The sequence below is a fragment of the Gulosibacter massiliensis genome (assembly GCF_900626105.1).
In the GTDB taxonomy this organism is placed as follows: Bacteria; Actinomycetota; Actinomycetes; order Actinomycetales; family Microbacteriaceae; genus Gulosibacter; species Gulosibacter sediminis.
The window spans coordinates 1137272-1163779 of sequence record NZ_UYZX01000001.1; the positions used below are offsets into that span (position 1 = coordinate 1137272).

The following is a 26508-nucleotide window of genomic DNA, read 5'->3' on the forward strand; positions in this document are numbered from 1 at the left end:
GTTTCTCCTGTCGGGGACGTGTCTGGTTACAGCGTGCCGTGGGTGGGGTTGCCGGCCACCAGCGTGGCGAGCACCCGGATGGTGGACAGTTGTTCCGGGTCGTTCGTGATGGGAGAACGGTCGAGTACGGCGAAGTCGGCGGCAAGGCCTGGTCGAATCATTCCAACTTCGCTTGAACGTCCCGTTGCACGGGCTGCCTCGCGCGTGTACATCGCGAGCGCGGTCTGCGCGGTCACCCGTTCGTGGGCGGAGAAGACCGCACCGGTCAACGTCGTTCGGTCCATGAGCGTTCGCATCGCTTCGAACGGATTGCCGTCGATGCACGGACGATCAGAACTTCCCGCTACGAGGACGCCTGCATCGACGAGACTCCGTGCCCGGTACACGCCTCGTGCGCGCCGATCACCCAGGCTTTCGCGGAAAGCATCTCCGAAGTGACGTACAAACATCGCTTGCGGAGTCACTGCGATTCCGGCTTCCGCGAGGCGCGGAACTTGGTCGTCACGAAGGTAGCTGACGTGCTCGATACGGTGAGGCATGGGTGGTCGTCCGAACCTACGCTGGGCCTCTGCGAGTACATCGATCGCGATATCGATGGCGCGGTCGCCAATTGCGTGCGCTGCGACAGCCCAACCCGCCTCCGCGGCCGCAAGTATGCGCTGCCTGAGGTCGTCCTCCTCGTATTGCAACATCCCGACATTGTTCGGCTCGCCGCAGAAGGGCTCCGTGAGCGCGCAGGTGCGGCCGGTGAGTGAACCGTCGACGAAGACCTTCGTCGGGCCTAGCGAAACGAAGTCGCTTCCATGACCTGATCGGATTCCGAGGTCTAATCCCGACCCCGACGGATCTCCGGGCGCGCCAGTGATTGGTGAGAGAGCATCGATGGTGGGCAGCAATTGGGCGCGCGCGTGGAGTTGGCCCGATTCCGCCGCGTCTTGATAGGCGCGCATCTCGATGGGGCTATGCCCGATCCACCCGGCAGCGATGCCCGCTTCGCTGAAGCTCGTAATGCCTTCGCTTGCGTACACCTTCGTGGCGCGATCGATGGCATCGATGACGTCCGTTCGACGGTATGGCTTCAGCAAGTTGAGTACCAGATCTTGGGCAGTTTCCTCGAGCCGTCCCGTGGCCTTCCCGGATGGATCGCGCTCGATTGCGCCTCCGATGGGATCAGGCGACTCAAGAATTCCTGCCATCTGCATGGCGACGGTGTTGGCTATTGCCGCGTGACCCGACGATTGGCGAATAACGAGCGGTCGCCCATCGGCAATGGCGTCGAGCTGTTCGATCGTCGGGTATCGGCCGCCGAACCGATGTTGGTTGTACCCGGCAGCGAGTATCCATTCGCCGGCGGGTGTCTCCGCAGCACGAGCCTCTAATACGGCCAGGGCTTCGTCGAACGTCTCGGGAGCCAGCATGTCGGCTTCAACAAGGGTGCGTCCGAACCAAGTCGTATGGCAGTGCGCATCAATGATGCCGGGAATCAACGTGGAGCCACCGAGGTCTACGTATGCGGATGCGGAAAGTCCTTCGAGTTCCTCATCTAGCCCGACGATTTGGCCGTTCCACACCCCAACTCGATTTGCCGTTGGGCGCGTGGGGTCCATCGTGATGATGGAGGCGTTTTCGAGAATCAGATCGATCTTCACGACTGCACCGCCGTCGTTGCTGACGCCTCGTGCTGTTCGGCCGCGACAACCCGGTCGACGATTCGCAAGCGCGTTCCGAAGACTCCACCGACCGCCGTGATCGCGCAAATGGCGACAAGTAGGGCTGCGGCGACCCAGTACTGCTGTCCCGAAGCGGCGAGCAGGGCCGTGGCGATCATCGGCATGAAGCCGCCGACCGCGCCTGCGAACTGGAAGCTGACGGAGACGCCGGTGTAGCGCAACTCGGGCCGGAACATTTCACTCAGGAGGGTTCCGGTGCCGGCGTACACAATATCGATGGACATGGTGCCGAGGCAGATGGCCAGGGTAATGAGCACGGGGTCGCCCGTGTTCACGAGCGCGAATACGGGGAATGCCGCGAGCGCAGTGACGACGCTACCGACGATGGTCATCTTGCCTGCGCCGAAACGCTCGACGAGGCGGCCACAGATCAGTAGCGCGAAGAACTGCCCCACGGCGGCGATGAGCGTCGCGTTCACTACTTGCTCGCGGGGTACGCCGACGGTAGTCGTCGCATACGAAATGACCAAGGTTGTGACCACATAGAACCCGCCGACGCCGAGCATGCTCGCGGCCATGCCTGCAAGGACTCTGCCCGGCGCTTGGCGGAAGATAGCGAGCGCGGGCATCCGAGGCTTTTCCTCGTCGCGCTTCTCAAGTTCCAAGAAGACTGGTGATTCCTCCATCTGCCGGCGCATCCAGAGAGCGACCAGCAGGAGCGGAAAGGCCACGAGGAAGGGGATGCGCCAGCCCCACGCATCGAAGGCTTCGGCTGGCAGCATCAGAACGAGTGCGATAGCGCCAGAGGACAGGATTGTGCCGATCGGTGACCCCAACTGCACCATGGCGGCGTAACGACCGCGCTTTTCGATAGGCGAGTGTTCGACGGCCATGGTCGTAGCTCCACCCCATTCGCCCCCAACTGCGAACCCCTGAAGCAAGCGAAGCACCGCGAGAATGATCGGTGCCGCGATTCCTATCGAAACGTAGTCAGGCAATACGCCAATTAGACCGGTGCTCACCCCAATCATGACGATCGTCGCAATGAGTGCCGGTCGTCGGCCGATGCGATCGCCGATGGCGCCAAAGATCAACGCTCCGATTGGTCGTGACACAAAGCCGACGCCAAACGTCGCGAATGACGCCAGCAGCGCCGCGGTGGGATCGAGCGTCGTGAAGTAGAGGCGGTTGAAGACGATTGCGGCGGCTGTGCCGAAAAGAAAGTAGTCGTACCACTCCAGCGCAGTGCCTACGAAGGCGCTGATAGCGATTTTTCTCGCATCGGAGGCAGATACCGCGATGTCGTTGTCAGCTGTCATGGTCCAACTCTCCCTTGATTGATGACCAATGTGGCGATCCTGGCATACCGTTGCATCGCTCGCAAGGTCCAGCGCAAAAATGCCTACGGAGCGCTGCGCTTTGGGCGTTTAGGCTGGGCGTGGCTGGCGTGGGTCAATTGCCCGTGATGACGCGTGAGTCACAAAAGGAGTTTTCGTGTCTGAAGTTGAAGCGGGAGCCGCCGGGCGCACCGGGTCTGTGGCCCAGTGGCTTGCGGCTGAAATCAAGGAAGAGATCTTTGATGGCTCACTCGCACCGGGCGAGCCGATCCGCGAAGTGCAACTGTCAAGTTCGAAGGCTGTGTCGCGGCGCACCGTGCGCGAAGCTCTTCTCATGCTCGCCTCACAGGGATTGGTTGTGCATGAGCGCAATCGCGGAGCGACGGTGCGCAGACTTGGAGCATCGGATGTTCGTGACCTGTATGCCGTGCGAAGAACTCTAGAAACCCAGGGAGCTCGTAACGCTCCGTTCGCAACCCCGGTCGTTCGAGATCGATTGTCGGAGGCCTACTCGTCCCTGCAGGAGGCGGCTCATCGCACCGATTCTCGCGAGATGGTGCGCGCTGACCTTCGCTTCCACGGTGCTGTTGTGGGCCTGTCTGGAAGCCCTCGACTGGACGGCTTCTATGCGCAGGTGAGCCCGGAGATGGAGATGGCGCTTTCCGTGATTCGAGGTGGTGAGGTGGCTGAAGGGTGGAGCGCGGAACAGGTCATTGCGGATCATCGGACCATCTTCGACGCGCTCATGGAGCGCGACGTCCTTGGGGCGCAGCAGGCGATTTTGGCCCATATCGAGTTCAACGAGCGGTACCTGCTAGGGCTGATTGATCGCCCATCCAGTTAGATTGGTGATCAATTTAAAGGTACAGTTTCTGACATCTTCTGTGGACGTTAGGAAACTTGATGAACTCCGAAACCATCGCACCCGAGTCGCTGGTGCTTTCGATGGCTGATGTGGGTCAAATACTCGAAGCTGAGTACGGTCTTCGTCCGAGCGCCATGGAGCACTTCCCAAGCGAGTTGTCATCGGTGTACCGAGTGACGCTGTCCTCCGGCGACTCGGTGGCCTTCAAAGCGAGTCTGTATTCTGCCGCCGCCGTGCAGCTTGCTCGGTGGAGGGCTGAGGCGATGGAGCACCTCGAGGCAGTTCGCGTCCCCTCCGGGCACACGATTGCGACAGTGTCGGGAGACCTGATCGCTGTCTGCCCCTCGCCGAAGGGGAAAGTGATCGTGCAAGTGAGCGAGTGGCTGCGTGGAGTACCGCTCGAATCTGCGAATCTTCGCGGCGTGCTTCTCCGGGACGTGGGTCGTACGGCCGCCGCAGTGTCGGTGGCCCTTGCCGGATGGCCGCGGCCTCCAGCTCAAGTTGCGCACCCCTGGGAGATGCTGCGCACTCTAGATTCATTGGATAGTTCGATCCGCAGCGCAGCGCGCGAAGATCGGAGCTTGCTCGTTAGGGCGCGTCAGATTTTCGAGCAGTCTGCGGCCCCACACTTTTCATCTCTGCCATTTTCGGTCGTGCACCATGACCTGCACGACTCAAATCTCTTGGTGGACGAGAGCATTTCCCGCGTATGCGGAGTGCTGGATTTCGGCGACATGGTGTGGGGGCCTCGGGTCGCGGAACTTGTCGTGGCCGCGGGGTACGGCTGCCGGAACGCCAGCGATCGCGGCGCTGCCTACCTAGAGATCGCAGCGGGATGGGGGAGTCTAAGGAAGCTCACTGCGGTGGAAGCCCGGGTGCTTTTGCCCGCATCAATTGGCAGGCTCGCGGTGAACTTGGGCGTGTGGTCGGCACGCTCCGAGGGTGACCGGGCGGATTACGCTCGTGCACGCTCGCGGGCTTCGGCAGCCGCGCTGGGTGAACTCATCGAGCTCGATCGAGCTGACTTTGAGAACAAACTCGCCGATCTGTTGGTCGGCGGCGAGTGAAGACGGCGCAGCGGGACGGGGAAATGCATCTGGTGAGGTGCTCCTGCCATGAGATGTCGCAGTGATTCGCCCGGCGCTCAGCTAACCCGCCCGAGCACGCGGCCGAGCGAGCGGGCGTAGTCCTCCTTGATGATGTCGTAGTGCATCCACGTGTCGATTGAGCCAGCTTCGGGAATCGCCCGGAGCCGGTCGAGCACGGTGAGCAGGTGCGCCGACGACGAGCCGACCAGGGTCGCGATGAAGTCGTAGGTGCCGTGCGAGCGCGCCGCGAAGTCGACGTCGGGGGTGTCGTGAATGAACTGCCGGATCGGCGCGGGGTCACCAGACGCGGTGATGCCCACGCCGATGGCGAGGCGGTTGCGCGAGATGCCGCCGGACTTCAGCGCCGAGATGCGAATGACGCCGGCGTCGATGAGCCGCTGCACCCTCGCCCGGGCCGATGACGGCGAGAGGTGCACCGCCTCCGCGAGCGCGCGATAGCTGATGCGGCCGTCGCCCTGCAGTACCGAGATGAGCTCGTGATCAACGCTGTCGAGGGCGAAGGGCTCGCGCTGGTGCGAGACGAAGAAACCCTTGAGGATCTCGACGTAGGTCGAGACAGCGAGGCGCCGCACCGAAGGAAAGCGGCGCAATTGGTCGAGCATCGCGTGGAGCTCCTCGAGGTCGCCGTGTCGCGACTCGACGGCGAGGGGCAGGGCCCCGCTCGTGATCGACACGAACACGGCATCGGGATGCTCGGTAATTTCGCGCGACATCGGCGCGATCGGCCCGTCGACCTCGACGCGGGTGTGCACGAGCACATGATGGCCGACGAAGCCCGGGTCGAGGGCTGCAACGATGCGAAGCCCCTCGCGGTCGATGAGGTGCCGGAGTCGCTGCGACACGTAGTCGCGCGATGCCTCGAGCTGCGTCGCGAGGTCGTGGATGCTCGCGCGGCCGTCCTCTTGCAGCGCGCGAATCAGGTTGGCATCGAAGGTGTCGACCTCGAGCTCACGCCCGGGCGCCCGTCGGGGTTCGTGCTCTGCGGCCATCGCGGCCTCCCGTCCTTGGCTCAGTTGCGGCGGTGTGAGCCCGAAATTGCGCGTCGTCACAACAATTCGTGAAAACCGTGGCTCTACCAGAACAGCATCGCAGACGTTCGGTGAGAAGTCGCTTTGCTGCTCATTCTATGGTTGGAATGCGTGGAAGTGTCGCAAATGAGCGGTGGGCGACACGTGTTTGACGCCGACTTACGTATGCAAGCTTGCGAATTTGTCCTACTGTCATGGCAATTGCGCTTCGCATGGCGCAATGCGAGCAAGGGAGCTATCGCATGTCATCGAATAATGCGCCGACGCAGGTGTATTCGCACCGCCGCGCGGTGAAATCTGGAATGGCCGCGGCCGTCGGCACCACGATCGAGTGGTACGACTTTTACGTCTACGCCACAGCGGCCGCAATCGTCTTTCCGCACGTCTTCTTCCCAGAGGCTGAGCCCGCCATGGCGACGCTCGCCTCGTTCGGCACGTACGCCGTCGCCTTCTTCGCCCGACCCCTGGGCGGCATCATCTTCGGCCACATCGGCGACAAGATCGGCCGCAAGCCGGCGCTGACGCTGACCCTCGTGATCATGGGCATCGCGACGGTGCTCGTCGGCCTCGTACCCGGCTACGACACCATCGGCGTCTGGGGTGCGATCATGCTCATCGTCCTGCGCCTCGTGCAGGGCCTCGCCGTCGGCGGCGAGTGGGGCGGCGCGAGCCTCATGTCGGTCGAGAGCGCGCCGCCGAAGTTCAAGACCTTCTACGGCGGCTTCACACAGGTCGGCAACCCGCTTGGCGCGCTGCTCGCGACCGGTGCCTTCTGGATCCTCGCCCTCATGGGCGACGATGTGCTGCTCACCTGGGGCTGGCGCCTGCCGTTCCTCGCGAGCATCGTGCTCATCGGTGTCGGCATCTGGGTGCGCTACCGCGTCGAAGAGACGCCGGTGTTCGAGGCCAAGGTTGATGAGCGCCAGCAGTCGACGCCCGTGCTCTTCGCGCTCAAGAACAACTGGTACCCGATCCTGCTCGGCTTCGGCATGGTCGGCATCGCCTCGGGTGGTTATTACATCGCCACGACGTTCGTGCAGAGCTACGCGACCGGCCCCGCGGTCGGCCTCGCCGCATCCGTCATTCTCGGCGCCATGACCATCGCATCGCTCGTCGAGGCCATCGTCACCCTGCCGCTCGCGTGGCTCGGCGACAAGTGGGGCGGCAAGATACTCATGTTCCTCGGCATTGGCTTCTCGTTCGTGCTGGTGATTCCGCTCGTGCTCGCCATCGAGGGCCACAGCGCGCTGTGGATCTACATCCTCGTCATCGGCATTCGCCTCACCATGAGCGCAACGTGGGCGCCGCTGTCGGCGCTCATGACCCAGATGTTCCGGCCGCAGGCGCGCTACACCTCGATGTCGCTCGCGTACGGCATCGGCGCCGCGGTCTGGGGCGGTCTCTCGCCCGTCACTGCCGCCGCGCTCATGGCGCTCACCGGAAACATCTGGTCGGTCGTCGCACTCTTCGGCTTCCTATCGGTGGTCGCGTGGGTCTCGACCTTCCTCGCGCCGCAGCACTCCGACGAGGCCCCGGTCACCGGTTCGTTCAACGCGCGCACCGACACGACCGCCATCGACACCTCGCGCGGCTAGCCCGCACCCCGCCACGATCGTCACCCAGTAGAAAGAACCCGCAGTGCGACAGCTCGCCACCTACGACGCCCGCGACTCGAAGGTCACCATCGTGACCGCCGAGACGATCCTCACCGTCGACGACGCCCACCCCGAGGCCGAGGCGATGCTCACCTACCGCGGCATGATTCTCGCCGTCGGCAGCGTGAGCGAGGTCGAGGCGGCGGCCGTCGAGGCCGGACTCGAGCCCGAGCGGGCCGCCTACCCGGGCGCGACGATCGTGCCGGGCTTCATCGACGCCCACGCGCATCCGCTCATGTACGGCCAGCTGCTCACCTGGGTTGATGTCTCGCCCGCGCAGGTGGCGAACATCCCCGAGCTGGTCGAGCGGATGCGCGAGGGCGGCGGCAAGCTGCCCGCCGGCGTGCCGATTCGCGGCTACGGCTACGAGCAGCGCAATCTCGGGGAGCGCCGCCACCCCACCCGCCACGAGCTCGACCAGGTCGCGACCGACCGCGAGGTCTACGTCATGAACGCGTCGGGCCACGGCGGCGTCGTCAACACCTTCACGCTCGAGAAGTTCGGCATCACCCGCGACACCCCGAACCCTGAGGGCGGCGAGTTCTTCCGCGACGCCGACGGCGAGCTCACGGGCGAGCTGTCGGACGCGGCGTGCAACGTGCTCACCGGCCTGCACGGCGTGAAGATCGGCCACCACGGCCCGAACTTCCACCTCGGGGATGCGCCGGCCGAGCACCAGCGCCAGCTCGACCTCGTGCAGCGCGAGTTTCTCGCCGGCGGCGTCACCGCCCTCGGCGACGCCCAGGTCTCGCAGCGCGAGCTTGCGGCCTACCTCGAGTTGGCCGATCGCGGCGCGCTCGACGTTCGCGTCTCGATGTATTTCCTCTCGCACCTGCTCGACCAGGTCGTCGACCTCGGGCTCACGGGCCCGTTCGGCAACGCGTTCCTCTCGGCCACGGGCATCAAGCTCTACGCCGACGGCACGCTCGGCGGCTGGACCGCCTACTTCCCCGACGGCTACGTCGGCGACCCCTGCCGCAAAGGCCAGCTCTATCACGAGCCGCGCGAGTACACCGAGCTCGTGCGCAAGGCGCACGGAGCCGGACTGCAGACCGCGACGCACGCCCAGTCGCCCACCGCGATCAAGATGGTCGTCGACGCGATCGAGCAGGCGCTCGCCGACCGCCCCGACAGCGATGCCCGGCACCGCATCGAGCACTGCGGCCTGCCGACCGAGGCCGAGATCGAGCGTATGGCGACCCTCGGCATCCGCCCTGTCAACCAGACCCAGCACTACTACAACTGGGGCGAGGGCGTCGAGCAGGCGATCGGCACCCCCGGCGAGCGCTTCAACCCGCTCGGCGAGTTCCGCGACGCCGGCGTGCCGATCACGATCTCGTCGGATGCGCCGGTCGCCGAGCCGCGCCCGCTCGAGGCGATCCAGGCCGCCGTCACGCGCGTGACCCGCCGCGGCGCGAAGCTCGGCCCCGACTCGCTGCGCATCACCGCCGCCGAGGCGCTGCGCGGCCACACGCTCGAGGGCGCCGTGAGTCTCGGCCGCGAGACCGAGCTCGGCTCGCTCGAGGCCGGCAAGCGCGCCGACTTCGTCGTGCTCGGTGCGAACCCGCTCGAGGTCGCCGGCGAGCAGATCGCCGCCATCGACGTGCTCGAAACTTGGGTCGACGGCACCCGCCGCTACGTCGGAGAGGACAACTGATGACCACCACCACCGAAGCCCGCCGCACGACCGGCTGGCTCGTCGTCGAGACGCTCGCGAACTACGGCATCGACACCGTCTTCGGCATTCCGGGCACCCACAACCTCGAGTTCTACCGCCCGCTCGCGCAGCTCGGCATTCGCCCGGTCACCACGCGCCACGAGCAGGGCGCGGGCTACGGGGCCGACGGCTGGTCGCTGCAGACCGGCAAGCCCGGCGTCGTCATCACGACGAGTGGCCCCGGCCTGCTCAACGCGCTCTCGGCCGCCGGCACCGCGTACTGCGAGTCGCGCCCCATGGTCCTCATCGCGCCCGGCCCGGCCCGCGGCGCGGAATTTGCCGACGTCGGCACCCTGCACGAGACGAAGGACCAGCTCGCCGCCGCCTCCGCGATCGTCGAGTGGGGCCGCCGCGTGCAGACGGCCGAGGAGGCCGTCGAGGCGATCCACGACGCGTTCGAGCTGTTCGCGACCGGCCGACCGCGCCCCGTCTATCTCGAGGTGCCGCTCGACCTGCTCGAGGAAGTCAGCGAGGTCTCGGCCGAGGCGACCGCGGCCCGCGAGTTCAACGCGCCCGCGTCGCCCGATGCTGAGCTCATCGCCGAGGCCGCGCGCCTGCTCGCCGATGCCGCCGACCCCGTCATTCTCGCGGGCGGTGGCTCGCGTGGTGCCGCCGCCGAACTGCGCGCCGTCGCCGAGCGACTCGGCGCCCCCGTGGTCACGACCCTCAACGCGAAGGGCGTGCTCGACGAACGCCACCCGCTCTCGCTCGGCGCCAACCTGCGCCTTGCCGCGGCGCGCGAGGTCGCGCGTGACGCCGACGTGCTGCTCGTCGTCGGTTCGAAGCTCGGCGAGGCCGAGCTCTGGGTCGATCGGCTCGACGCCCGCGGCACCGTCATTCGCATCGACCTGCTCAAGTCGCAGCTGAACAAGAACCAGGATGCGCAGCTCGGCATCGTCGGCGACGCGTCGGTCGCGCTCGCCGCGCTCGACGCCGCGCTCGCGGAGGTCGCGCCCGACGCCGCGCCCCGCGACCCGGCAGCCCGCGCGGCCGAGGTGCGCGCCGCGGCGCTCGCGGAGTCGGCCGCCGGTTCACCCGAGAACGCGGCGCTCGCCGCGGCCATCGCGAGCGCCCTGCCCGAGGATGCGATCGTTGCGACCGACTCGTCGCAGATCGGCTACGTGGGGCTGCTCAACGAGCTCGTCGTCGCGCGCCCGAACTCGACGCCGTACATGGCGACCTACGCGACGCTTGGCTACGGCCTGCCCGCCGCGCTCGGTGCTCGCATCGCCGATCCGAATCGGCCCTCCTTCGTCGTCACGGGCGACGGGGCGTTCATGTTCTCGGTGAACGAGTGCATCACCGTGATCGAGCAGCGCCTCGACGTCACCGTCATCGTCGTCGACAATGGCGGCTACGCCGAGATCAAGCAGAACGAGGCGGACGCGGCAATCGCACCCGTCGGCGTCGACCTCGTGCAGCCCGACTGGGCGGCCCTCGCCACCGCGTTCGGCGGCACCGGCGTTCGCGTTGGCAGCCGCACCGAGCTTGCGGGCGCGGTCGAGGCCGCGGTCTCGGCTGGTGGGCTGCAGCTCATCCACATCGTGCAGTCGGCCTTCGAGCCCGAAGCCTAGCCATGGCCGGGTCGAAGCCGCTCGCGGTTTACACCGATGCCGACGACACCGACATCTCGCTCGGCGTGCGGATGCTCGAGTCGGCCGGGTATGAGGTGCGGCTGCTCGACACCCGCGACCCCGCAGCGATCATCGCGGGTGCGCAGGGCGCCGAGGTGCTGCTGCCCGGCTACGCCGCGACGACGTGCGAGGTCATCGAGGCGCTGCCCGAGCTGAAGCTCGTCGCGCTCATGTCGATGGGATTCGACTACGTCGATCTCGAGGCCGCGAGTGAGCGCGGTGTCTGGGTCACGAACGTGCCCGGCGCCGCGACCGAGGAGGTCGCGACGCACGCGCTCGCGCTGCTGCTCACCGCGGCTCGGCAGCTCGACTTCTACCGGGCCTCGGCGACGCCGGAGCGCTGGAACGAACGGGCCGCCGTGCCGCCGCGGCGCCTCAGCGAGACGACCCTCGGCATCCTCGGCCTCGGCCAGATCGGCCGCGAGTTCGCGCGCCTCGCCGGTCCATTGTTCGGCCGCGTTATCGGGTACGACCCGCTGCTGCCCGTCAACGAAGGGGTGCGTGCCGAGCTCGCCGCCCTCGGCGTGACGCGCACGAGCCTCGAGGAGGTGCGCCGCGCATCCGGTGTGCTCTCGCTTCATCTGCCGCTCACCCCCGAAACCGATTGGATGATCGACGCCGACTGGCTCGCCGAAATGCCGCGGGGCGCGCTGCTCGTCAACGTCTCGCGCGGCGCGCTCATCGACAACGGCGCACTTGTCGCGGCCCTCGACTCGGGCCAGCTGTCGGGCGCCGCGCTCGACGTGCTCGAGGAGGAACCGCCGCGACCCGAGCATCCGCTCGTCGGCCGCGACGACGTCGTACTCACCCCGCACATCGCCTACTTCTCGACCCGCACCGAGGCCGAGTACGTGCGCGTCCAGGCTCAGAACGCGGTCGCGCTCGCGCAGACCGGCGCGCCGGAGTCGCCCGTGAATCAGCCAGTTTTCCCCGCAGTTTGACCCAGTTTTTGAAGAGAAAGAAGAGCCCCGTGACCGAGCTGACCGCCGAGGCGAAGCGCACTGCCCAGGCCTGGATTGACGACCACCTGACTGAGCTGACCGAGTGGCACACGCATATTTGGGAGCTTGCCGAGCCGGCCTGGCGCGAGTACCGCTCGCAGCAGTGGTACGTCGAGCTGCTGCGCTCGGAGGGCTTCGAGGTCGAGGATGGCTCGGCTGGCATGCCCACCGCGTTCAGCGCGCGCTGGTCGAATGGCGACGGCCCGACGCTGCTTACCTACGCCGAGTACGACGCCGTGCCCGGCAACAGCCAGGCGGCGACCACGAGCGAGACACCGCGCGAGGGCCTCTCGCGCTTCGCGCCCGGCCACACCGACCCGCACTCGGTGCTCGGCATCTCGACGCTCGCCGGCGTGCTCGGCGCGAAGCACGCCATGGAACAGCACGGCATTGCCGGCACACTGCACTACACGGGTGAGCCGGCCGAGAAGATGCACGGCTCGAAGGTCGTGCACGGCCTGCGCGGGTATTACGACGACGCCGACGCGATCGTCTCGTTCCACCCCTTCTACATGCTGCCGCTGTGCAACACCGCGCGCTGGGACACCCAGTGCGGCGCGTACTACAGCAAGGTCTACTCGTTCGTCTGCGATTCGCCCGAGACGTGGCAGATCTCGAGCGCCGACCCGAACTCGCCGATCCCCGCTTCGCACTCGGCCGCCCGCGCGCCCGGCGCGAACGTCGCCCTCATGCAGATGTACACCGCGTCGCGCTCGATGCTCGACTCGATGCTGCCGGCGACCGGCGGCTGGAGCTTCTCGGACGCGATCCTCAGCGACGGCCAAGCGACGGCCGACAACCTGCCGCAGCGCGTGGCACGGCTGCAGTTCTCGTGGCGCACGCCCGACATCGAAATGGCCGAGCACATCCTCAAGATCCTCGACCGCAACGCCGGCGCCGCCGCGACCATGGCGCACTGCGAGGTCGAGGAGCGCTGGGTGGCGCGCAGTCGCCCCGGCCGCACGAACCACACGATGGCGACCGTGCTCTACAACAACCTCGAGCAGGTCGGCGCGCCCGTCTACGGGCCCGAGGCCGTGTTGATCGCGCAGGAGATTCAGCGCTCGCTCGGGCACGAGCCGAGCGACAAGCCGTTCCTCGCAGAGACCGAGCAGCTCATCTCGCCGCAGGATGCTGAGCTCGGCCTGCGCGAGCACATGCCGGCCTGGCAGCGCAACTGGACGAGCGACGACTACGTCGAGATGAGCCACTACGCGCCACTCGTGCGCTTCTACGTCTCGCGCCCCGCGCTGCAGCCGATCGAGGGCGCCGGCCCGTACCCGTCGTGGGTCATGAACGCGCTCGGCGGCATTCCCGAGACCACCGCGCCGACGATCGTCACCGCCGGCAAGACCATCGCGGGCACGTTCATCGACCTGCTCACTCGGCCCGAGGTGCTCGCGGAGGCGAAGCGCGAGTTCGAGGAGCGCACCTCGGCCGACCCGATGCCGCAGCTGCTGCCGAAGGACTTCGAGGCACCGATTGAGCTGCCCTGGCCCGACTACTCGGGCGTCGGCGAACACCGGCACTGGTAGCGAGCCGGCCCTGGCTTGGTAGCGATGGCCCCGTGGGATTCTGCCCGCGGGGCCATCGTGATTGTGCTCGGGCGTTAGGGGTGGCCGAGCCGCGCCGACGCGCGGCCGAGCCGCCGCAGGCCCTCACGGATCTGCTCGGGCGACTCGAGCGAGAACGAGAGCCGCAGCTCGCGCTGGCCCGACCCGTCCGCGTAGAAGCTCGAGCCCGCGATGAGCACGACGCCCTCTTCGGCCACGAGCGTGAAGAGGTCGTCGGCCGAACAGCCCTCGGGCAGCGTTGCCCAGACGAAGAAGCCGCCGCTTGGGCGGGTCCAGGTGCTGCCGGCGGGCAGTGCCGCGGGCAGGTGCTCGAGCAGCGTCTCGGCGCGCTCGCGGTAGTTCGCGATGGTGGTCTGCAGCGTCGACCGCCAGTCGAACCCGCGCAGGTAGGCGAGCGCGAGGTGCTGGCTGAAGATCGACGGACGAATGATCGTGGCCTCCGAGAGCAGCTGCAGCCGCTCGCGCACGGCGCGGGGCGCGATGACCCAGCCGACGCGGATGCCGGGGGAGAAGATCTTGCTCATCGAGCCGAGGTAGAGCACCGACGGGTCGAGCGAGCGGATGGCCGGGGTCGGTTCGCCGTCGAAGCGCACGAGGCCGTACGGGCCGTCCTCGACGATCGTGATGCCGGCGCGGCGGCAAATCTCGGTGATGCGCGGCCGGCGCTCGGCCGAAAGTGTGATGCCGGAGGGGTTGTTGAAGTTCGGGATCGTGTAGAGCAGCTTGATCGTGCGGCCCGAAGCGCGCACCTCGTCGATGCGCCGCTCGAGCGCCGCCGGGATAAGCCCGTTTTCGTCGCACTCGACGTGCTCGAGCCCAGCCTCCAGGCCGACGAACGTGATGATCGCGCCGACATAGGTCGGGGCCTCGGCGAGCACGACGCCGCCCGGGTCGCAGAACATTGCGGTGACGAGCTCGAGTCCCAGCTACGAGCCCGCGGTGATGAGCACGTCGTCGGGGTCGGCCTCGATGCCGAAGTCGCGCACGAGCTTCGTGACCTCCTCGCGCAGCGCGGGCAGGCCGGTGCCCGAGCCGTACTGGAGCACCTCGGCGCCATGCTCGCCGATGAGCCGCGCGGCCGTTTCGCCGAGCGCTGCCAGCGGCAGCGACGCGAGGTCGGGGTTGCCGCCGGCGAGCGAGATGATGCCGGGCTCCATTGAGATGTCCCAGACCGAGCGCACGGGGGAGGGGCGGAAGTTGCGCTCGCGGCGCGCGAAGGCGGGGTTCGTCGTGAGCAGGTCCGCAGGCGGGATGGTGGGCAGGGGGAGGTGTCCTTTCGGGCGGTCGGGGATGTCCGCTTATTGCGCGCGCAGGAACTCGAGCAGGATGCGGGCCCCGGTGTGCAGCGCTTCGACCGGCACGCGCTCGTCGATGCCGTGGAAGCGCCCCGGGAAGTTGAAGTCCTCGGGCAGCCGCAGGGGCGCGAAGCCGTAGCAGTCGATGCCGAGGCGCATGAGCGACTTCGCGTCGGTGGCGCCGCCGGTCACGAACGGGAGCAGCTCGGCACCGGGCTCGACCGCCTGCACCGACGCGCGCATCCGTTCGACCAGGGGTGCGTCGAACGGTGCCGTGACGCTCGGCGCGGTCTCCCACGTCACGTCGATGCCGGGCCCGAGCAGCTCGGCGAAGACGCCGCGGAACTCCTCGTCGCGGCCCGGCGCAATGCGGCAGTCGACGGTGGCGAACGCCTCGCCCGGCACCGTGTTGGTCTTGACCCCGGCGCGCAGCTGGGTGAGGGCCGAGGTGGTCTGGAACGCGTTCGCGAACATGCCGGCCACCGGCCCGAGCTCGGCGAGGGTGCCGCGGAGGTCGGCGGTGTCGGCCTCGCGGCCGAGCAGCTGCTCGAGCGCCCGGAGCACGGTGGTGGCGTTGCCGTCGAGCTCGATCGGCCAGTCGTACGAGGTGATGCGCGCGAGGGCGGCGACGAGCGCGGCCGCCGCATTCTCGCTGTTCGGCACCATCGAGCCGTGGCCCTCGGTGCCGTGGGCGCGCAGGGTCGCCCAGGCGAGCCCCTTTTCGGCGATGCCGACGGTGTAGACGCGGCCGCGCGGGCCCGCGACCGAGAAGCCGCCCACCTCGCCGATGGCCTCGGTGACGCCGGCGAACACCTCGGGGTGCGAGTCGACGAGCCAGCCCATCCCGTGCGCGCCCTCGACCTCCTCGTCGGCGACGAACGCGAGCACGAGGTCACGCTGCGGCCGGTGGCCCTCGCGCACCAGCTGGCGCACGGCAGCGACCGTCATGCCGATCATGTCTTTCATGTCGACCGCGCCGCGACCCCAGACGCAGCCGTCGCGGAGTTCGCCGCCGAACGGATCGACCGACCACTGCGCCGGGTCGGCGGGCACGACGTCGGTGTGCGCGTGCACGAGCAGGGCCGGCAGCTCGGGCCGCTCGCCGGGAATGCGGACGACGAGGTTGCCGCGGCCCGGGGTGCGCTCGTACCAGGTGCTCGGCAGCTCGCCGAGCCAGTCGCGGATGCGCAAGGCGCAGCGAGTCTCGCCGTCGCCGGTCGTGCTCGGCTCACCCGTGTTGGTGCTGTCGATGCGGATGAGTTCGGCGCAGAACTCGACGGCCTCGGCTTGCAGCTGTGTGAGGTTGTGGGTCATGCGGGCTCCTTTGCGGGGTCGAGCGAGAGCAGTTGCGTCGCGAGCTCGTTCAGGGTCGCGCGCATGTGGTCGGCGTCGGTGCCGTAGAAGCCGCCGTTGGCCTGGATGGCGAGGCCGTCGGTCGCGGCGATGAGCATGGTGGCGGCGCGCTCGGGGTCGACGGTGGCAGGGATGAGCCCGGCGTCGCGGGCCGCCGCGATGGTGTCGACGAAGAGGGCGCGCCACTCGCGGAGGGTGCGTTCGACGGCATCGCGCACGTCGGGATTGCGGGGCGCCGCGACGTAGGCCTGCACCCAGAAGCCCCAGGCGTCGGCGAGCGATTCGTCGCCCTCGACCGCGAAGGCAAGCAGGGCACGCAGGGCCGCGATGGGGTCGGGCGCCGCGGCCTGGAGGCGGCGCCACTCACTCACCGCCGCGTCGCTGCGGAACTCGATGGTCGCGAGCAAGAGGCCGTCGCGGGTGCCGAAGTGGTGCTGAATCATGCCGAGGCTGCAGCCCGCGGCATGGGCGACGGCCGAGATCGAGCAGCCGTCGATGCCGTCGCGGCCAATGAGGGCCGATGCGTGGCGCAGGATGCGCGTGCGCAGCTCGGCGATTTCGGCGTCGGTTGTCGCTCGGCTTCGTTGCCGTGGAGGGGTCATTGCGGGGCCTCTGGGGTTGGGGTCACTTAACAATAAGCGCTTATTGATAGTGGTGGCTAGCCCCTTCGATGGTGGCGACGTGGCGGTCTACTCCTGCACGTGCCGCATCTCGCGCGCGAGCCGTGGGTTGCGCGCATCCGACTCGTTCGTGACGCGCTCGACGACGGGCTCGGCCTTGTTCTGGCTCAACTTGGCACGCGCGTCGAAGCGAGTGACGCGCATCCGCAGGCCCGTCGTGCCCTTGGCCATGCGCCGCGTGCCCTCGGGGTCGTCGGCGAGGCTGCGGCCGTGGGGGAAGTGCTGCTCGAAGTGGTCGGTGAGGTTCGAGAGCACCTCGTAGTTCTCTTCATCGCTGAGGATCTCGGGTACGCCGTAGAGGTGGGCGGTGACGTGGTTCCAGGTCGGCACGACCTGGCCCTCGTCGTACCAACTCGGCGACACGTAGTCGTGCGGGCCCTGGATGATCACGAGCAGCTCGTGCTCGCCGAGTTCGAGCGCCTCGTCGTCGGGGCGGCCGAAGTGCGAGAGCAGCACGATGTCGTCGGCCGATTCATCGAGGATCACCGGGTAGTGCGAGGCGAGCAGCCCGTTCGCGGTGTTCGAGACGAACGTGGCCCACGGGTTCTCGCGGATCAGCCGCTTCACCTCGGCGGGGTCGGTGAGCAGAAAGTGCGGAGTGTGACGCATGCTGCGACCCTAGTTTCGCGAGCCGTGGTTTGGCTCACTGGGCTTCGTTACTGTGAGGCCATGGATCTGCAACTCACTGACCGCGTTGTGCTCGTCGTTGGCGGCAACGGCACTCTCGGCAGCGTCATCGTGCGCCGCCTCGAAGCCGAGGGGGCGACGGTCGTCTCGGCCTCGCGCAGCGGCGCCGGCGGGTTGACGCTGGATGCGAGCGACGACGAATCGGTGCGCGCCGGCTTCGCATCGGTGCTCGCGGAGCACGGCCGGCTCGACGGCGTCGTGATTACGGCGGCGCCGCCCGCGAAGACGCTCGACGCAGCGCGGCACGCCGACCCGGACCAGGTGCGCGAGGCGATCGAGGGCAAGTCGCTCACGTTCCTGCGCGTCGCGAACGCCGCGCTCGAGGTGATGGGTGAGGCGGGCTACGGCCGCATCGTCGGTATTTCGGGACAGAATGCCAGGCTGACGGGCAACGTCAGCGCGGCCGTGCGCAACGCGGCCCTCAACGTCGCGGCGAAGACGCTCGCCGACTCGGTCGCGGGCAGCGGCATCACGGTGAACACCGTGAACCCCGGCAACGTCGTGGCCGAGCCCGACCCTGAGATCGGCGCCGGTAAGCCGGGACAGAGCACGCCCGACGACACCGCGAACCTGGTCGCGTTTTTGCTTTCGCCGCTCACGGGTGGCATCTCGGGCGAGGCGATCGCCCTCGGCCACCGCGTGCGCGGCGTCGCCGACCTGTAGCTCGCGACCCGGCGCATCTGTGCTGGTGCAGTTCTCTACGGATGATGCGGTTGTAAGTGCAGCGATCGTAGAAAACTGCGGTGGTGGTGGTGGAGTCAGTGGGTGGTGGCACCGATAGGGGAGTCGTCGCCAGAAGCAGCAGCCGACTCGACGTGGGCGCGCAGGCGGGCGAGGTCGGCGGCGACGGCCGCGCAGTCGCGGTCGAACTCGTCGACGGTCATCTCGCGCTGGCGCACCGTGAACACGAGCTCGGCGCCGGCCGGATGCTCGAGCACGCGTAGCGGGTTGAGCACGGCCTCGCCGCTCGGCAGCGTCACGACGTGGTCGAGCACGCCGAGGTCGTTCGCGCCGACGAACTCGACCGTCACCTCACCGATGGGGGAGTCGACGACGAGCTGCTCGCCGCGGCGCCGCACCGGTGCCTGCGCGAGCCCCGCCGCCCAACGCGGCAGGTTGTCAGGGTCGGATGCGAACCGCCAGACCGCTCGCGGGCTCGCGTGCACGACCTCGCTGATATGCCGGCTTTCAGGGCGGCCGGCGACGGGACCGCCGAGCGAGCGCCAGGAGCCGAGCGGCGCATCCGCCACCACCTGCTCCTCGGTCTCGACGCCGCTCACGACGAAGCCGCGCGACTGATAATTCGCGAGGGCCGCCGGGCCGTCGAGCGAGCAGGTGTGCACCCACACGCGCGTCACCGCAGGCAAATCGAACCGCTCACCCATGGTCCACGCCGCCGCAACCCCGTGCTCAAGGAGCAGACCGCCCAAGCCTCGGCCGATCGCACCCTCGGCGAGGCCGAAGTAGCGCACCTCGACCTGCGCATCTGCCCCGCGGGGCTGCGGCTGCAGTTGCACGTACCCGAGCGGTTGACCGTCGCCGACGAGCACGAGGAACTCGGTGCCGGGCGCCGCGAGGTCCTCAGCCCATTGCTCGCGGCTCCACGCGAGCCGGTCGGTCCAGTGCCACGCGCCGCCGACGAGCCCGTAGAGGTACCGCGCGAATTCGGGCGACACATCGGTCGCCCGGTCGATGCGCACATCGGCCGGCACCGCGCGTGGCGCAGCAGCCGGCGGCGTGAGCATCTCGAGCGTCGTGATCGTGACCTGCATCGGGTGCCTTCCTTACCGCGAGGCGCTAGTCGCGCAGGAAGCTTGTGCCCGGCTCGTCGCCGTCGTCGAGCAGCTCGTCGAACGCGTCGGGGTTGTCTTCGAGGTAGTCCTCGGCCGAGGCGAGCGACGGCGAAACCACGACCACCGAGTAGTCGGTGAGCCAGATGCGCGTGCCGTCCTCGTACATCCAGAACAGCCCGAGCTCGCCGTCGAAGGTCGTGCCCTCGACCGCGACCGTGTCGAACTCGTCATCGAAGACGGCGGCGAGCTCGTCGAAGCGAATCGAGATGGGGTGGTCGTCGTCGATCTCCTCAGGCAGGTCCTCCTGCCAGTCGGTGTGATCGAGCGAGACCGAGTCGGTCTGTTCGTCGTCGCCAAGAATCTGCGCGACGGCGCCCGAGGGTGTCACCATCTCGTCGTCCTCGGCGCCACCGCGCCAGCCGAGCTGCTCGCGCAGCACGCGTCGAGTCTGGATCTCGGAGTTGCGCCAGTCGAAGTCGGCGCACAGGCGCACGAACTCGATCAGCTCCTGATCGGAGGCGGCCGACAGCGCGCCGGCAACGGTGGGTTCAGTCATTGCGGGGTCCTTCCTGAGCCTTGCGCCAATCCTATTGGGCGTAGGTGTCGGCAGACCGCGCGCAGCGACCCGCCCGATATGGTGACAGCACCATGCCGCTCGAGCGCCTCCGCATCGCCCCGCCCGCCGACCCGATGACAAAGTGGCTTCGCCGCGCCGGCGTGCTCGTCAGCCTCGCGCTCGCCTTCGTCGTAATCTTCGCGAGCATCGTGCGGATGTCCCGCGTCGCGTAGCCACACAATCTGCGCCGTATCGGCCATCGATACGCTCCCGGCATGCATACATGCATTTCGAGTCTTGGACGGGAATGATTCCGCGGTCTTACTGTGAGCGAAGTCGATTTTCGACCGTGGCAATGAACGCCACGAACCTCGCACAAACGCCCCTGGGTTCTGGATGTTCAAGGAGTACTTCAACCTCAGCGTGAGCGACGCCATCAAGGTGCGCACTACGTACACGACGATGCTTGCCGTGCTCGGCACCATCGGCGTGCTGATCCTCAGCACTTTTATCACGGCGTACCCCACCCGGAGGCTGCGCCCGGGCCAACCTCGTGCGCGACCAGATTTCAAAGGAGAATCCCATGAGCAATGTGACGATCGACAAGGTCGAGGTTGTCCCGGTTACCGGCCACGACTCGATGCTGCTGAACCTATCCGGCGCGCACGGCCCGTTCTTCACGCGCAACATCGTGATCGTGACCGACTCCGAGGGTCGCGAGGGTCTCGGCGAGGTGCCGGGTGGCGAGCCGATTCGCACGACCATCGAAGAGGCGGGCGCCAAGCTCGTCGGCAAGCCGGTTGCGCAGTTCCGCACCCTGCTGCGCCAGGTTGGCGAGCGGTTCTCCGACCGTGACGCGGGCGGCCGCGGCCTGCAGACCTTCGACCTGCGCACCACAGTGCACGCCGTGACCGGCCTCGAATCGGCGCTGCTCGACGTGCACGCGCAGTTCCTCGGCATCACCGTCGCCGAGCTGCTCGGCGGCCAGCACCGCTCGAGCGTGCCGATGCTCGGCTACCTCTTCTACGTTGCCGACCCCGACCGCACCGACCTCCGCTACCTGCGTGAGCAGGATGCGAGCGACGAGTGGTTCCGCCTGCGTCGCGAAGAGGCGATGGACCCGGACGGCATCGTCGCCCTCGCGAAAGCGGCCGCGAACCGCTACGGCTTCAAGGACTTCAAGCTCAAGGGTGGCGTGCTCGACGGTAACTCGGAGGCCGACGCGGTCACCGCACTCAAGGAGGCGTTCCCCGACGCCCGCATTACGCTCGACCCGAACGGCAGCTGGCTGCTCGACGACGCGGTGCAGCTCGCCGACCGCCTGCGCCCCGTGCTCGCGTACGCCGAGGACCCGGTTGGGGCCGAGGGCCGCTTCTCGGGTCGCGAAGTCATGTCGGAGTTCAAGCGCCGCACGGGCCTGCGCACCGCGACAAACATGATCGCGACCGACTGGCGTGAGATGTCGCACGCCGTGCGCACGAACGCGGTCGACATCCCCCTCGCCGACCCGCACTTCTGGACGATGGCGGGCTCGACCCGTGTCGCGCAGCTCTGCCACGACTTCGACCTCACGTGGGGCTCGCACTCGAACAATCACTTCGACATCTCGCTCGCGATGTTTACGCAGGTCGGCGCCGCGGCGCCCGGCGAGATCACCGCACTCGATACGCATTGGATCTGGCAGGACGGCCAGGGCCTGACGAAGCAGCCACTCGAGATTCGTGGCGGCGAGATCGCCGTGCCGAACAGGGCTGGCCTCGGCGTCGAGCTCGACCGTGACCGCCTGCAGGAGGCGCACGAGCTCTACGTGCAGCACGGCCTCGGCTCGCGCGATGACGCGATCGGCATGCAGTACCTTGTCGAGGGTTGGTCGTTCGACCCGAAACGCCCCTGCCTCGTGCGCTAGCGCCGGCAAGAATTGCGACCGCCAAGGCGGCCCGAACCTCGGGCCGCCTTGGCCTGATTTAGGGGAGGAGAACCGTGGAAGGCGTCCTCATGGGCTTCGGCGTGGTGCTCGTGCTCATCGTCATCGGCATCATCGTTCGGCTCTCGCTGCCGAAGAAGGTGACGACGAAGATCCAAGAGGGGCTCTCGCCGACGATCTACTACGTCACGAACCCGATCCTCATGGTCGTGCTGCTCGCCGAGACCGACCTGCGCCAGGTCATCGGCGTCTTCGTGCCGGTCGCGCTGATCAGCGCCTTCTCGGGCGCGGCCCTGTTCTTCCTCGTCTCGCGCTTCGTGCTGCGCCGCAAGGTCGCCGAGGCGGTGCCAGCATCGATGGCTTCGGCCTACGCGAACGCGGGCAACATTGGCCTGCCGATCGCCCTGTTCTCGGTGTCGAGCGCCGTGCCGGCGATCTCGGTGCTCGCGTCGCAGCTGCTCATCATCGCGCCGGTCTACCTCACGATCTTCTCGTTCATCTCGCGCAGCGCGCAGCCGGGCGACACCTCGACGGGCAAGCTGATTCTCAAGTCCGTCGCGAACCCGGTGACGATCGGCGCGCTCATCGGCGCCGTGCTCTCGCTCTCGCAGTGGCAGGTGCCGGCGGTGATCTGGGAGCCGCTCGACATGCTGGGCCACGCATCCGTGCCCCTGCTGCTCATGATGTTCGGCATGAGCCTGATCGGGCAGACGCCGTTCCGAACGCGCGAGATTCTCGCGGATGTGGTGCTCGGCACGCTCGTCAAACTCGCGGTGCGCGACATCACCTTCGCGACGTCGCTGCTCGCGTTCCCCGCGATTCTCGTGATCGGCCTGGTGCTCGCGCCGTAGCAGGGATGCGCGGGGCTGGATGCGCAGGCCCGGGCCGGATGCGCGCGGCGGCTACGCCGTGTCGCGAATGACGAGCTCGGGCTGGAACACGACGCGGTCGTGCGTTCCCGTGGGGTTGTCGGCGATTTCGACGAGCAGGTCGACCGCCGTCGCGCCGATGATCTCAGCGGGCTGGCGCACCGAGGTGAGCGGAATCACGGTCGAGGCTGCGAAGTCGATGTCGTCGTACCCGACGAGCGCGATGTCGTCGGGAATCGCGAGCTTGCCGATCATCACGAACGCCTGCAGCAGGCCAACGGCGAGTAGGTCATTCGCCGAGAACACGCCGTCGGGGCGTGTCGCCGCGTCGCGCTCGCAGAGCGTCCGTCCGACGTCGCGGCCCGCGCCGACCGTGAGGCCGGGCGTGCCGAGAAACTCGACGGTCGCCCCGGTGACCTCGGCCGCGGCTTTCTGGGCACCCTCGAGGCGGTCGGCGACCTGGCGGATCGAGAGCGGCCCGCCGACGAACGCGATGTGGCGGCGGCCCGAGTCGAGCAAGTGCTTCGTTGCGAGGTAGCCTCCCGCGACGTCGTCGACCGATACCGAGGGGAACGAGAGGTCGCGTGATTCGCGGTCGACGAGCACGACCGGAGTGCCGTTGTCGCGCAGTCGGTGGAGGCGTTCCATACCGCCGGGCGTCGGTGTGATGAGCACGCCGCGCACGCGCTGCTCCTCGAAGCGGTCGATGTGGGTGAGTTCGCGGTAGGTGCGGTCGTCACTGTTCGTCACCATGAGGTTGAGCCCGTGCTCTTCGCCACGCAGCTCGGCGCCGCGCGCGACCTCGGTGAAGAAGGGATTGCGCAGGTCGAGCACGACGAGACCGACGGTGTCGCTGCGACCCGCGCGAAGCTGCCGGGCGGCGTCGTTGCGCACGTAACCGAGGCGCAGGATGTGCGATTGCACGCGCTCGACGAGCTTCGGCGAGACGCGCTCGGGGTGGTTGAGCACGTTCGACACGGTGCCCATGCTCACGCCAGCGGCGGTTGCGATGTCGCGCATGTTCACACCCATGAGTGCCTCCGCCTCTCTGATCACGCCGGAATCGGTGGTCTCCACGGGTCAGGGTTCGCCGATGAACCGTCTGATTTGAGCTCCTTGAACTCCTTGAACCGAATCATATCCAAGTTGGTCCGAATCCAAAATGAATGCGTTGCTTGACATGCGTGCGGTGGTGTCATAGGTTCAGAGCAATTGGTTGGAACGTTTCAAGAAGGAGCAGAGCGGCTCCTGGAACTTCCGCCCGCAGTCGGTGCCCGCCGACCGCATCCCACTCCCTCTGGCGTGAGCCTCGCAATGATGAGAGGACGGAGCATGTCCGCCCCTGCAGCCCTAGAACTTCGCGACGTGCGAAAGACCTTCGGGTCGGTCGTCGCGCTGCGTTCGGGCACCATCCAGGTCGACCGCGGGTCAATAGGGAACTGCTCGACGGCCCCCGGCGATTCACCGAGATCGCGACCGCACTGCCGGGCATGAGCGCACACACCCTCGCGGCCAGGCTCCGCCGCTTCGAAGAACACGGGCTACTCACCCGCACCGCCCATGACGAGATCCCCCCGAAAGTCGTCTACGAACTCACCCCCACCGGGCACACACTGCGCCCCATCCTGCAGACCCTCAACGGTTGGGCCACCTCACTGCCCCACCCCGACCAGCCCTCGACGGCCTGAAACCATCACCGGCAGGGACACACCACAACACCGAGGCCCCGGCACGAGATGTCGAGCGGACGAGCGGCCTCACCGGTCCGATCGGCTACCCCCAGGCTCCGGGGCCTCGTTGGTGAAGGCTGACGCGGGGGCGGCCATGCCCCACTCGTACATCGCATCCAGCACGGGCCGCAATTGCCAGCCCAGCTCGGTGAGCTCGTACACCACGCGCGGCGGGATCTCCGCGTACGCGGTACGGGTGACGATGCCCCGGGTCTCGAACAGGCGCAGCCGGTTCGTCAGCGTGTGCGCACTGATGCCCTCCAACGCGTCGCGTAGCTCGCCGAAGCGCTGCGGCCCGTGCATGAGCTCGCGTACGATCAGTGTCGCCCACGGCCCATCGAACAGCATCAGAAACCTGGCGACACCGCACTCGGGAAGATCCACGTCACTCACACCTGTCACCATACGCGCCGTTGGTGCAGTTGACGTAACCGATGCACCGTATGCACTAATAGAGGCATGACGTTTATCGTGCATGGCGCCACGGGCGCCCAGGGTTCCCCCGTCCTCTCTGCTCTGACCGCCGCTGGCAAGCAGGCCGTCGCCGCTGTCCGCACCCCCACCGGCCTGCCCGACGGCGTCACCGCCGCGTCGGTCGACCTCGCCAACGTCGACACGCTCACCGATCTCTACGCGGGAGCAGACGGCGTGTTCGTGCACCTGCCGATGGACGGCTCAGGCCGCGCGCCCGCCTACGTCGACGCGATCACGAAGGCTGTGGCAGCCGCGAAGCCTGGTCGTGTGGTGATCTCCACCAGTGGGCAGATCGTCGATCAGCCCGGCAGCCCCCTGCAGGCCCCTGCCGACAGCCCGATCGCCACCCTGATCCAGGGCATCACCGACACCGGGGTGTCCACCGCCGTGGTCGCACCACGCCTGTACCTGGAGAACCTTCTGCTGCCCGTCATCGCCGGGCCCGCCCGCGAAGAAGGCGTGCTCCGCTACCTCCTGCCCGAGTCGTTCCCGGTGTCGTGGAGCTCCCACCTCGACGTCGCCGACGTTGTCGTCCGCCTCCTCACCGACACCACCGTGACCGGCACCGTCGCAATCGGACACCTCCCCGGCCTCACCGGCCCCGACCTCGCGAAGGGCTTCACTGAGCGTCTCGGCCGTGACATCCGGTTCGAAGCAATCACCCCGGACCAGTTCGGGGACCTGATCAGCCCGCTGTTCGGCGCCGATGCCGCGGCCCCCGTCGTCGGTCTTTATCAGGCACTGAACACCCAGGACGACAACACCATCGCCGTGACCAACAGCGCCCAGACCCTGCTGGGCCTCACGCCCCGCACCGTCACCGCGTGGCTCGACGCGGTGCTGCCGGACTGACAGGTCGCCCGGACGTCCGCTCTTCGGCTGCGGAAACCCAACCAAGGATCTGGCGGCGTCGGTCTCACCGCGGCACGACGGTCCTGCGGCGCGTAGTGGACTGCACGCCCTGCGTGAAGACTTGCTGTCCCGCCTTCCACCCGTTGGACACGATGAAACTGGGACTGCTGAAGGTTCGGTTGACCCCCATCGAGTACGAGCTGATCATGGACCACACGACCGCAGACGCGGCGTGACGAAGACTGTCACCTACACGTGCACCAGTCCCGAGCGTGGTTAGGACTGCGTGCCGGAAGTCTCTGGCTGTCTCGCGTGCTGCGTGGCGGCAAGCTTGGGGCTGTCGGCGAGCTTGAGCCAGACGACGCCGCCGATGATGACGGTCAGCCAGAACGCCTTAGCCAGGGTGAGGGTCTCGTCAAAGAAGACCGGTCCGAGGAGCGCGGCCCCGATGGAGCCGGTACCGGCCCACACCGCATAGCCGATCCCGACGTCGATGGCTTTGAGTGCGACGCTGAGGAAGAACAGCGTGAACAAGAAGAAGACGATGGCGACGAGCGACCAGACGAGGTTGGTGAACCCCTCACTTCCGTTCACGCTGAGTGCGTAGCCAGCTTCGAATGCTCCAGCGAGGAGCAGGGCCAGCCAGGGACCGGTCTTGTTCTCAGTGGCGTTCGGTGTCGAGGTGTGCGACGAAGTTGTCATGCC

General features: G+C 67.6%; 26 protein-coding genes and 1 pseudogene. 14 read left to right on the forward strand and 13 right to left on the reverse strand.

Annotated features, from left to right (window positions below):
* Positions 1–26 precede the first annotated feature (26 nt).
* Together EJL01_RS05530 and EJL01_RS05535 are read right to left on the reverse strand one after the other, a co-directional pair.
* Positions 27–1649 (reverse strand): amidohydrolase, encoded by a 1623-nt coding sequence (locus EJL01_RS05530; protein WP_241209114.1) that lies wholly within the window; start codon positions 1647–1649, stop codon positions 27–29.
* Positions 1646–2989: an MFS transporter gene (locus EJL01_RS05535; protein WP_125106605.1), complete on the reverse strand. Its 1344-nt coding sequence runs from the start codon at positions 2987–2989 to the stop codon at positions 1646–1648. Before EJL01_RS05535 ends, EJL01_RS05530 begins: the two co-directional genes overlap by 4 nt.
* 175 nt (positions 2990–3164) lie before the next feature.
* On the opposite strand from EJL01_RS05535, the gene EJL01_RS05540 reads away from it, so the two are divergent.
* Positions 3165–3851: a GntR family transcriptional regulator gene (locus EJL01_RS05540; RefSeq protein ID WP_125106606.1), complete on the forward strand. Its 687-nt coding sequence runs from the start codon at positions 3165–3167 to the stop codon at positions 3849–3851.
* A 59-nt stretch (positions 3852–3910) separates the two neighbouring features.
* Positions 3911–4939: a phosphotransferase gene (locus EJL01_RS05545; RefSeq protein WP_125106607.1), complete on the forward strand. Its 1029-nt coding sequence runs from the start codon at positions 3911–3913 to the stop codon at positions 4937–4939.
* Between the two features lie 77 nt (positions 4940–5016).
* Here EJL01_RS05545 and EJL01_RS05550 read toward each other — a convergent pair whose 3' ends face one another.
* Complete coding sequence (locus EJL01_RS05550; protein ID WP_125106608.1) at positions 5017–5970, reverse strand: Lrp/AsnC family transcriptional regulator; 954 nt, start codon at positions 5968–5970, stop codon at positions 5017–5019.
* A gap of 281 nt (positions 5971–6251) precedes the next feature.
* Here EJL01_RS05550 and EJL01_RS05555 point away from each other — a divergent pair, with 281 nt between their 5' ends.
* From EJL01_RS05555 to EJL01_RS05575, 5 genes are read left to right on the forward strand one after another with little or no spacing between them, the layout of a single operon-like run.
* Positions 6252–7604: an MFS transporter gene (locus tag EJL01_RS05555; RefSeq protein ID WP_125106609.1), complete on the forward strand. Its 1353-nt coding sequence runs from the start codon at positions 6252–6254 to the stop codon at positions 7602–7604.
* Positions 7605–7647: 43 nt separating this feature from the next.
* Entirely contained in the window at positions 7648–9321 is a 1674-nt protein-coding gene (locus EJL01_RS05560; RefSeq protein WP_125106610.1) for an amidohydrolase, read from the forward strand.
* Complete coding sequence (locus EJL01_RS05565) at positions 9321–10955, forward strand: thiamine pyrophosphate-binding protein (protein ID WP_125106611.1); 1635 nt, start codon at positions 9321–9323, stop codon at positions 10953–10955. The genes EJL01_RS05560 and EJL01_RS05565 overlap by 1 nt, the downstream gene beginning before the upstream one ends.
* A gap of 2 nt (positions 10956–10957) precedes the next feature.
* The gene (locus EJL01_RS05570; protein ID WP_125106612.1) at positions 10958–11956 is read left to right on the forward strand and encodes an NAD(P)-dependent oxidoreductase; all 999 of its coding nucleotides are present in this window, start codon (positions 10958–10960) and stop codon (positions 11954–11956) included.
* 29 nt (positions 11957–11985) lie between these two features.
* Positions 11986–13551, forward strand: a complete 1566-nt coding sequence (locus tag EJL01_RS05575; RefSeq protein ID WP_125106613.1) for a zinc-binding metallopeptidase family protein — start codon at positions 11986–11988, stop codon at positions 13549–13551.
* Between the two features lie 74 nt (positions 13552–13625).
* Here the strand turns inward: EJL01_RS05575 and EJL01_RS05580 are convergent, their stop codons facing one another.
* The 5 genes from EJL01_RS05580 to EJL01_RS05595 form a co-directional block, all read right to left on the reverse strand.
* Positions 13626–14516 (reverse strand): aminotransferase-like domain-containing protein, encoded by an 891-nt coding sequence (locus EJL01_RS05580; protein WP_284690527.1) that lies wholly within the window; start codon positions 14514–14516, stop codon positions 13626–13628.
* Complete coding sequence (locus EJL01_RS13230) at positions 14517–14747, reverse strand: hypothetical protein (RefSeq protein ID WP_241209116.1); 231 nt, start codon at positions 14745–14747, stop codon at positions 14517–14519.
* A gap of 141 nt (positions 14748–14888) precedes the next feature.
* On the reverse strand, positions 14889–16199 hold the full coding sequence (locus EJL01_RS05585; RefSeq protein WP_125106614.1) for a M20/M25/M40 family metallo-hydrolase: 1311 nt from the start codon (positions 16197–16199) through the stop codon (positions 14889–14891).
* Positions 16196–16840 carry a TetR/AcrR family transcriptional regulator gene (locus tag EJL01_RS05590; RefSeq protein ID WP_125106615.1) on the reverse strand — a complete coding sequence of 215 codons (645 nt, stop codon included), beginning with the start codon at positions 16838–16840 and terminating at the stop codon, positions 16196–16198. The genes EJL01_RS05585 and EJL01_RS05590 overlap by 4 nt, the downstream gene beginning before the upstream one ends.
* Positions 16841–16927: 87 nt before the next feature.
* A complete protein-coding gene (locus EJL01_RS05595; protein ID WP_125106616.1) occupies positions 16928–17527 on the reverse strand; it encodes an FMN-binding negative transcriptional regulator in 600 nt (199 codons plus the stop codon).
* 60 nt (positions 17528–17587) lie between these two features.
* On the opposite strand from EJL01_RS05595, the gene EJL01_RS05600 reads away from it, so the two are divergent.
* Positions 17588–18268 (forward strand): SDR family NAD(P)-dependent oxidoreductase, encoded by a 681-nt coding sequence (locus tag EJL01_RS05600; protein ID WP_125106617.1) that lies wholly within the window; start codon positions 17588–17590, stop codon positions 18266–18268.
* Between the two features lie 95 nt (positions 18269–18363).
* Here EJL01_RS05600 and EJL01_RS13235 read toward each other — a convergent pair whose 3' ends face one another.
* Both EJL01_RS13235 and EJL01_RS05615 read right to left on the reverse strand, forming a co-directional pair.
* The gene (locus EJL01_RS13235; protein WP_241209117.1) at positions 18364–19377 is read right to left on the reverse strand and encodes a GNAT family N-acetyltransferase; all 1014 of its coding nucleotides are present in this window, start codon (positions 19375–19377) and stop codon (positions 18364–18366) included.
* 25 nt (positions 19378–19402) lie between these two features.
* A complete protein-coding gene (locus EJL01_RS05615; RefSeq protein WP_125106618.1) occupies positions 19403–19954 on the reverse strand; it encodes a hypothetical protein in 552 nt (183 codons plus the stop codon).
* Positions 19955–20046: 92 nt separating this feature from the next.
* On the opposite strand from EJL01_RS05615, the gene EJL01_RS12960 reads away from it, so the two are divergent.
* The 4 genes and pseudogenes from EJL01_RS12960 (at position 20047) to EJL01_RS05630 (ending at position 22729) form a co-directional block, all read left to right on the forward strand.
* Positions 20047–20187 (forward strand): hypothetical protein, encoded by a 141-nt coding sequence (locus EJL01_RS12960; RefSeq protein WP_164509727.1) that lies wholly within the window; start codon positions 20047–20049, stop codon positions 20185–20187.
* Between the two features lie 106 nt (positions 20188–20293).
* Positions 20294–20446 (forward strand): annotated as a pseudogene (locus tag EJL01_RS13350) (hypothetical protein); the annotation flags it as partial.
* 91 nt (positions 20447–20537) lie between these two features.
* Complete coding sequence (locus EJL01_RS05625) at positions 20538–21860, forward strand: enolase C-terminal domain-like protein (protein WP_125106619.1); 1323 nt, start codon at positions 20538–20540, stop codon at positions 21858–21860.
* Positions 21861–21934: 74 nt separating this feature from the next.
* Positions 21935–22729, forward strand: a complete 795-nt coding sequence (locus tag EJL01_RS05630) for an AEC family transporter (RefSeq protein WP_241209118.1) — start codon at positions 21935–21937, stop codon at positions 22727–22729.
* Between the two features lie 51 nt (positions 22730–22780).
* On the opposite strand, the gene EJL01_RS05635 is transcribed toward EJL01_RS05630, so the two are convergent.
* Entirely contained in the window at positions 22781–23779 is a 999-nt protein-coding gene (locus EJL01_RS05635) for a LacI family DNA-binding transcriptional regulator (protein WP_125107422.1), read from the reverse strand.
* 458 nt (positions 23780–24237) lie between these two features.
* Here EJL01_RS05635 and EJL01_RS13245 point away from each other — a divergent pair, with 458 nt between their 5' ends.
* Positions 24238–24435, forward strand: coding sequence for a winged helix-turn-helix transcriptional regulator (locus EJL01_RS13245; RefSeq protein WP_235988467.1), 198 nt, complete (start codon positions 24238–24240; stop codon positions 24433–24435).
* Between the two features lie 69 nt (positions 24436–24504).
* Here the strand turns inward: EJL01_RS13245 and EJL01_RS05645 are convergent, their stop codons facing one another.
* A complete protein-coding gene (locus EJL01_RS05645) occupies positions 24505–24870 on the reverse strand; it encodes a winged helix-turn-helix transcriptional regulator (protein WP_193128524.1) in 366 nt (121 codons plus the stop codon).
* Positions 24871–24936: 66 nt separating this feature from the next.
* On the opposite strand from EJL01_RS05645, the gene EJL01_RS05650 reads away from it, so the two are divergent.
* A complete protein-coding gene (locus EJL01_RS05650; protein WP_125106622.1) occupies positions 24937–25803 on the forward strand; it encodes an NmrA family NAD(P)-binding protein in 867 nt (288 codons plus the stop codon).
* Positions 25804–26079: 276 nt separating this feature from the next.
* On the opposite strand, the gene EJL01_RS05655 is transcribed toward EJL01_RS05650, so the two are convergent.
* Positions 26080–26505, reverse strand: coding sequence for a DMT family transporter (locus tag EJL01_RS05655; protein WP_125106623.1), 426 nt, complete (start codon positions 26503–26505; stop codon positions 26080–26082).
* Between the last annotated feature and the right edge of the window lie 3 nt (positions 26506–26508).